9 protein-coding genes are annotated in these 7,131 nt (G+C 39.0%); 1 reads left to right on the top strand and 8 read right to left on the bottom strand.

Features of this window, described 5'->3' with window-relative positions; all coding sequences use genetic code 11:
- Positions 1-75 precede the first annotated feature (75 nt).
- From HYG89_RS14335 to HYG89_RS14310, 6 genes are all read right to left on the bottom strand, one after another.
- A complete protein-coding gene (locus HYG89_RS14335; RefSeq protein WP_178868111.1) occupies positions 76-231 on the bottom strand; it encodes a hypothetical protein in 156 nt (51 codons plus the stop codon).
- On the bottom strand, positions 224-709 hold the full coding sequence (locus HYG89_RS14330; protein WP_178868109.1) for a hypothetical protein: 486 nt from the start codon (positions 707-709) through the stop codon (positions 224-226). Before HYG89_RS14330 ends, HYG89_RS14335 begins: the two co-directional genes overlap by 8 nt.
- Before the next feature lie 350 nt (positions 710-1,059).
- Positions 1,060-1,617, bottom strand: a complete 558-nt coding sequence (locus HYG89_RS14325) for a helix-turn-helix domain-containing protein (protein ID WP_178868107.1) — start codon at positions 1,615-1,617, stop codon at positions 1,060-1,062.
- A gap of 98 nt (positions 1,618-1,715) precedes the next feature.
- The gene (locus HYG89_RS14320) at positions 1,716-2,258 is read right to left on the bottom strand and encodes a hypothetical protein (protein WP_178868105.1); all 543 of its coding nucleotides are present in this window, start codon (positions 2,256-2,258) and stop codon (positions 1,716-1,718) included.
- A gap of 96 nt (positions 2,259-2,354) precedes the next feature.
- Positions 2,355-2,861 carry a hypothetical protein gene (locus HYG89_RS14315; protein WP_178868103.1) on the bottom strand — a complete coding sequence of 169 codons (507 nt, stop codon included), beginning with the start codon at positions 2,859-2,861 and terminating at the stop codon, positions 2,355-2,357.
- Between the two features lie 447 nt (positions 2,862-3,308).
- A complete protein-coding gene (locus tag HYG89_RS14310) occupies positions 3,309-3,716 on the bottom strand; it encodes a hypothetical protein (protein ID WP_178868101.1) in 408 nt (135 codons plus the stop codon).
- Positions 3,717-4,210: 494 nt separating this feature from the next.
- On the opposite strand from HYG89_RS14310, the gene HYG89_RS14305 reads away from it, so the two are divergent.
- A complete protein-coding gene (locus HYG89_RS14305) occupies positions 4,211-5,302 on the top strand; it encodes a DNA sulfur modification protein DndB (protein WP_178868099.1) in 1,092 nt (363 codons plus the stop codon).
- An 89-nt stretch (positions 5,303-5,391) separates the two neighbouring features.
- Here the strand turns inward: HYG89_RS14305 and HYG89_RS14300 are convergent, their stop codons facing one another.
- Positions 5,392-5,673, bottom strand: a complete 282-nt coding sequence (locus HYG89_RS14300) for a hypothetical protein (protein ID WP_178868097.1) — start codon at positions 5,671-5,673, stop codon at positions 5,392-5,394.
- Positions 5,674-5,683: 10 nt separating this feature from the next.
- Positions 5,684-6,661 carry a S49 family peptidase gene (locus HYG89_RS14295; protein ID WP_178868095.1) on the bottom strand — a complete coding sequence of 326 codons (978 nt, stop codon included), beginning with the start codon at positions 6,659-6,661 and terminating at the stop codon, positions 5,684-5,686.
- Positions 6,662-7,131 lie beyond the last annotated feature (470 nt).

Below are 7,131 nucleotides of genomic sequence, written 5' to 3'. Positions count from 1 at the left end.
ATCGTTTGAAGGATAAAAAAAGAATTGGGATTCAGCCCCAGGTTGAAACTTAATACGAGATCAAAGGGGTCAATTTTACTTTGCCATTTGTAAGGTAAAAGGGGTCAATTTTAGAATGCCGTTGACATAACTATCACAATCAGGGTATGGCTTGCCTTCTGCTGTGCCGAGTAAACAACCAGTGAATTTCAAAGATTCATTATAGGTGGTAACAACAATTGTATTAGACATAGCTCTGTACCTTTTCTTCAACCAACTCCAAGTCAGTATTCAAATCTTTATAAAACTCCATGTCGCCCTGTTTTTTAGCGAAAGTGCGCAACTGCTTCATCGTTTTTACTATCAGCTTGTGTGCATCCGGATTCATGTTGTGACTACGCACCAATATACCGGACAGGAATTTAGAGCATTCCAACTTGATTTGTTTATCCGCGATCTTGGATAACAGGAAAGACCATGCTTCCAATTCTTGTCCACTAATAGAATATTCCCGTGTCAATGCGAGAAAACTTGATCTAATCAATTGATCGATAGAAACGCCATTTTTAGCCAGTGGCTCCAAAATTGATTCTACAAATTGGCTTTTGCGAACTATTAAAGTATTTGTCGGATTAACGCTGATGCCTGAGCAGATCAATTTTAAGGTGAGGTCTGCATCGACCTTCATTGTAATTTGAGCAGGGAACGCTTTTAGTGATTGTATAATCATGTCATTAACTCTATATTTGCTGATATAAATATTATAACCATATACCACAAATAAGGCAATTTATTTAAGATTTATAACGACATAGGGTGACGCTTGTTTGAGGTTTTGCTTTTTAAAACAGTATTGAAAAAATAGATAAAGGTCGGGGGTGGGGAAATTAAAATTTGCGCCCTTGTTTCCGGATACCGGCGCAGCTCTAATGGTCGCGTAAGCGTCCAGTAGCCATGCGTAAGCATTGGGGTAGGGTAGAAGGTAACTGCGCAAGCAGTTGCCCCAAGAGCGTAAGCGGGGCGCGTCAGGCAGGGAAAGGATCGACTGATCCGACTTCCTAGCAGATATGTAAATTGAACCTATGCGATTGCAGCAGAAAAACTCAGGATTGGTTGATAGATATATTCGTGTCCACCTGAAACGGCATCTTGCTTTGTTGCCACTAAATAGCCCTGATCGTATAGCTTCTTGAGCTTGATACTGGCATTCGGTACTGACAGCTCAAATTTTTTCGCAATGATGGCTGTGGTCACTTTTGGTTTTGAGTAGATGTAAGTCAGCAGCTCGGCATTATTTGGTGTTAAAGCTTTGCCGATCCACTCAGTATTTTGGTTGTCATGCAAAATAAGCAGCGGCAAGTCATATACAGTCGCCACGCAAGATAAATTCGTCAAAATGTCGCGGTTCTGAATGTCACTTAAATAAAAATGCTTTTCCCCTTTATACAGTCGGCATAATGCAACAATTCCGGCAATAGCAAAGCAGGCATCAATCTGTTCAATATCTTTAAACGAAATATTAAACACCGATATTTTTTTTGCTGCGTCCACTTGATCTGTGAATTCTGAAAAAGCTTGGTGGCCTTGTTTGGAACCAATATAGGAACCTAAATTGAGCTTGTATAAAGATAATTCCATAATGTATCCAGCTTTTTTCGCAATGATAGATTTAACATAAATGGCCACATTTGTTAGTGGCCATTTTTGCTTAGTTCTGATTAAGCTGTTTCCCCATTTTACAATTCAGATTGCGTTTGTTCAGGTTTAATCGGTACAAGCCATTCAGGTTTAAATTTCTTCACTGGATAGCGGTAGATTTCACCGGCTTCGGTACGGCATACAATCTGAGAAACGGATTTATTATAAGCATACAAATAAGTCAGTTTTTCATTATAGTATTGAATCACATCACCACGATTAAGATTCTTAGCGGCATCAATCATTTTGCGTTTATTACGGCGCAATTCACGGCATTTTTCACGCCATTCAACTGCTAATGGGTTGTCGCAAGTGCTTTGGACCAAGATGTATTCAGGGCAGTTGTAATAGTAAGGACCGCAAGTTTCATCCATACCTTTTCTACACCACTCTCCATCGGAATGAGTGACTAGATCAACTGTGATAAATCGCAGGCCAGTCTCGATTTTCTCATATAGAGAATAGACTTCCGAACCGTAAACACTTCGCTCAAGTAAACGATAATTTTCAGAATGTTTTAATTCATATTCTGCGTATTCTTTGACAGATTCATAATCTGCTACATGACATAGCCAACCCATACTTAAACTCCTATCTGTTGATAATATCATTATAACATATACCACATTTAAGATTGTTAATTCGTGTAAGAATTGGCTATGTTTTTTTAAAATAGATTATGAATAACTCACAGCTTTAGATTCTTTTAACTCTAAAGTGTATGACAAACGGTTAGCTTCCGGATGAAAACATTTCATGATGTTGGTCTGAATACAGCAATGCAGCGCCAAGCTTGAAATAGATTTAGGATCAGGGACAAAGATTGCTTCCAATACAGCACCTTTGACACGTAAATCATTAGGGCTATCCATTACACCTTGCTTACTCTCATGCAGGCCTAACATTTGATGTTTGCCTATATCAGCATTAGATACGACAACCTTAGTCAGGATCACTTGACCATACTGGTACTCAACTGCATCGACAAAATCTGTGCATTTCAATAGACGGTCAGCAATAGAATTCGATTTTGCATCATCACAGGGACCAAGAACCAATAAAGGCTTGCCATTAATCGCTATTCCGACACTTTTTTCGTTATAAAAATCGTCAGAAGGATCATAGTATGAAAGAGCCAAAATAGATTCTTTTAAGAGACTCACTGTAATTTGCTTTTGATCCATAGTGACATCCAAGGTCTAAATAAGTTAGCCAATTATACCAAAGCAGGCACTATCAACCCAAGTTGAAACCGTTAATATATGTAGCAAAATTAGATACTTATGCTTTTAATACCACCCAATTTTACAATTAGAGACAACAAGAGGTTTTCCTCAAAAAAATTCGCGCCCCTTCCTTTCTGACCACGGCGAAGCCACAGGGAACGCGAAAGCGATCCATGTTAACGGCGTAAGCAAAGGGTGGGGTAGATGGCAGCTGCGCAAGCAGTTGTCCCAAGAGCGCAAGCGGGGCGTTTATGAAGGTGTTTTGAACGAGCGTAGCTGTAGGCAAATCATACAAGGTCGGGGCTAGGGCTTAAAACGGGCCAATATTGCGGCAGATATGAGCTGCGACAGCAGCGGCACAACGAAATAAGAACTTACTCCCGTAAGCCCTTATTTCATCAATGGCTAGAAGCGAACTCTTGTTTCAAGCTGATTCAGTAGGAGTCTTAAATCATGCCATTTTTCAAAGCAAGCCTTACCTGAATTAAAGCGGTACTTTTGGTAGGCAGTTTCAAGTTCAGATTCAGACAGCTTATGATTCATGTAAATTACATAACTGCTTTGCAAATAAGAGAAGCGATAGAGATATATTTTCAATCCCTGATTCTGCATTTCAGCAATGAAATCTAGCTGATTAATGGGTGCATACACGGTCAGAATTAAAACATCACCTAAAAAAAGCGTTTCAATTTCAGATTGTAATACATTGAAATTCTGTAAGTAGCCAAGAGCCTGATCAGCAATTGATCTTGTAATGTTCAAATTAGTTTGAACAGTACAGGGAATTAACCGGTTTATTTTCAATGCTTTCATTTTTAATATCTCTCTATTTGCTGATTTATTTATTATAAATTAATAGAGTTAAAAATGATCTAAAAAACAGCATTTGTGCGACACAGCATGACACAAAAAAACCTGCAAAGAGGGTATTTGCAGGTATATAAACTAAAAACTTTTCCATGTTGGGGACTGGTTCAAATGCAGACATCCTTGCATTTGATAGGCTAATACTATCATTTATCAGGTCAATATTGTGTAAGCCAATTGTAGCTTATGTTGCTGAATTGAAAGCTACGCTTTTCATCCATTCATATTTTGCACTATGGGAATATTTGCGTTCTACAGCAATCAAAAATTCGCGTATTAGGCCTTTGCCGACAGTATGGCCAAAGCGTAAGCGCATGGACCCATGCGTAAGCAATGGGGCAAGGAATCGCGTTATCTAATTCCATAAAAAGACACATTGTTTAACAATAAGTTATTAAACAAATGTGGTATATTCTAAATATCAACAATGGAGTTTAATTATGCAAAATTTCTATTCGTTTTCTGCACTCGCAGGCCTGCAAGCTCGTCAAGCAACTTTTGCTGTGAACCTACCCCTTAGCTTAGTTGGCAAACTATTTAGCAAAGAAGATATCTCATTACCGGCACATGAACGCAGTCAGCGTATTATCAATCAAGGCCGTGTAAATCAAATTGCAAAATACATCTTGGACAACCCAAATTCTTATGTACTGCCGCCACTGGTTGCCTATGTCCGCACCGGTGAAATCAAGTTTGAAGCCAATAAAGATTATCCTCAACTTGGTGAACTTAAAATTTCATTATCAGCTGATTTAGCCTTATTTGATGGTCAGCATCGTTGTGCCGCTATACAACTCGCTGTAGCAAAAAAACCTTTTTTGGCAGATGAAACCATTACTGTCTATTTACTAGCGAATCAAGGTTTAAGCGCAGCACAGCAGATTTTCGCAGATATTAATATGAATGCGGTCAAGCCGGCTCAGTCCATTAAACTACTATATAACCAACGCGATCAGGTGACAGCATTTACCAAATCCATGATCAAAGAGATTCCTCTTTTTGAAAAATATACCGACTTGGAACGTACAAACCTACCGACAACAAGTGACAAGTTATTTACTTTTAGCGGTCTATATCAAGCCAATCAAATTCTATGGAAAGGTCTAGGTGATGATCCATCCAAGCCGATTACAATTTCTAAGTTTTGGGAAATCTTAGTACCTTGTATTGATGAATGGGAACAACTGATGGACTTTGCCGTGCATTCGGAGCTGTTACGCAACCAATCGCTTACTGCACATAGCGTAACTTGGATGGCATTGGCAGAAGTCGGCCTGCACCTGATAAAGCGCCGTCCGAATCATAATGAATGGACTTTTGCATTAGAACGTCTTGATATGAATTGGAGTCGTCAGAATCCGGTATGGCAAGGTCGTGTCATTCTAGGCGGTAAAATCTGTAAAACACGTAAGAATATTCTGCTTATGACCAATGCTATCCTTCAACACAACCGAATTGAACTGAATAAGACTCAACAGGCCTTAGAAGATGAATTCTTAAAAACTATGCAGCCTGACTCAAACGCTGCCTGATCCTAATCAAATGCCCATTTCCTCAATGAGAAAATGGGCTATTCTTTTTAGATGACTGAGATAGCTCAGATCAATTAAGCCTAAATGGTCTATTCCCAAAAGTAGTCGATTTTAAATGGTATGCCTTTCTGTATAACCAATCGATGCTCAAGTGCCAATCGCTCATATTCTTTCATATACGTTGCACAAAACTCGTTTAGCAGGGGAGTTTTAAGCTTTGGTGAATAGACGAACATCGTATCGTTTTCATCGAACTCTGCAAACTGACAGGAATCATCTTCAAACAGCAGGCATCCGATTCCCCCCAATAAGAGTTCCACCATACGAATATGCTCATAATCGGTGTATGGATCAAAAATTACTGTATTCATCTTACCTCCATTATTCTAATGAAAGCACAGCTTCTTCTTTCAGGGAGCTTTTAATCCCACTAGCAATGCCTTGACCTATATGCTCTGCGCCAATACCCAACATAGAGCCTAGACTGTCCTTACTGATCGTATAGTCCACCACTTCTTCGGTTTTTAATTCACGTTTGAGAAAATTCATGTCACCCACTTTGTCTGCCAAACCATATTGGATGGATTGTGCGCCGGTCCAAAATTTACCTGAGTAGATTTCAGAATTCTCCATAATGCGCTTACCGCGACCTTCTTGAACAGCATGAATGAAATTGTCATGAACCACACCTAACATCTTGTTCAGGTGTTCTCGTTGCGGTGGGGTAATATCTTGGGACATGGAGTAAGCCAGTTTGTTTTCGCCTGAATGGAAACTACGATCTTTTACGCCCACCTTATCCATCAGTCCACGGATATCGTAATTGGCCATAAGCACACCAATCGAGCCGATAATCGAAGTATTACCTACGACAATCGTATCCGCACTGGAAGCAATGTAGTAAGCAGCTGACGCGCCCATATCTTCAATCAGTGCATATACCGGCTTGTTCGGATATTGCTTTTTCAGGTATTTCACTTCATTCCATATCATTTCGGCATGGTATGGAGAGCCGCCACCGCTATTGATTCGCATGACAATGGCTTTACTGTTTTCATTCTCGAAAGCCTTTTTAAGACTCTTAGAGACAGTGTAACCATTAGCATCATTGTCACTTGAGATCATGCCGTTAATGCGCACTACGGCGATATGTTCGGAGGTGAATAAATTACTTGTGATCCCTGTAATTTTGAGAAGGTTAATGATCACAAGTAAGGCGACCATCATCCCAAGGAAAAGGCTTATGTAATCCAAGGCTGTACGTTTCTTGTAGATATAAAAGGGGGTATTCTCTACAACAATAGAGCCTTTTTTCCGACCAAACATCTGAGAGAAGAAGTTGGTAAATCTATTTGTCATGTTTAAACCTATTCAGAAAGGCTGAGTTTCTAAGATTGTTGTTTATATACTTAGTATTAAATATAGTATTATTTAGCAAATGATCAAATAATTTATAATAAAACATTAAAAAAAGTACACATATATAACTCTTTGATGATTCATATAACAATAAAGAGTATTGATTTAAAATAATACAAACCGTATTGCTTTTTAACTACATCAAATATTTGAAATACAGATTGTTTTGATTTAGACAGCAACCTGAAAAAGTGACGCTCACTATCCGCGATCAGCGAAGCAGTACAGATCGCGCAAGCGGGATGGACCTGTGCGTGAGCACAAGGCTTAGATAACCTATTGTGCAAGCAATAGGTCGGCGCGTAAGCGGAGCGATTTTTATTATATATAAATGTTGAATTTAGTATTTGATACTATATTTATTATTCCTGTAAAGGCACTAAAGAATCATAAATCCTCTATGGAGCAGG

Source organism: Acinetobacter sp. SwsAc5, from assembly GCF_013391485.1.
Classification (GTDB): domain Bacteria; phylum Pseudomonadota; class Gammaproteobacteria; order Pseudomonadales; family Moraxellaceae; genus Acinetobacter; species Acinetobacter towneri.
This window is presented reverse-complemented; position numbering and strand designations above follow the sequence as displayed.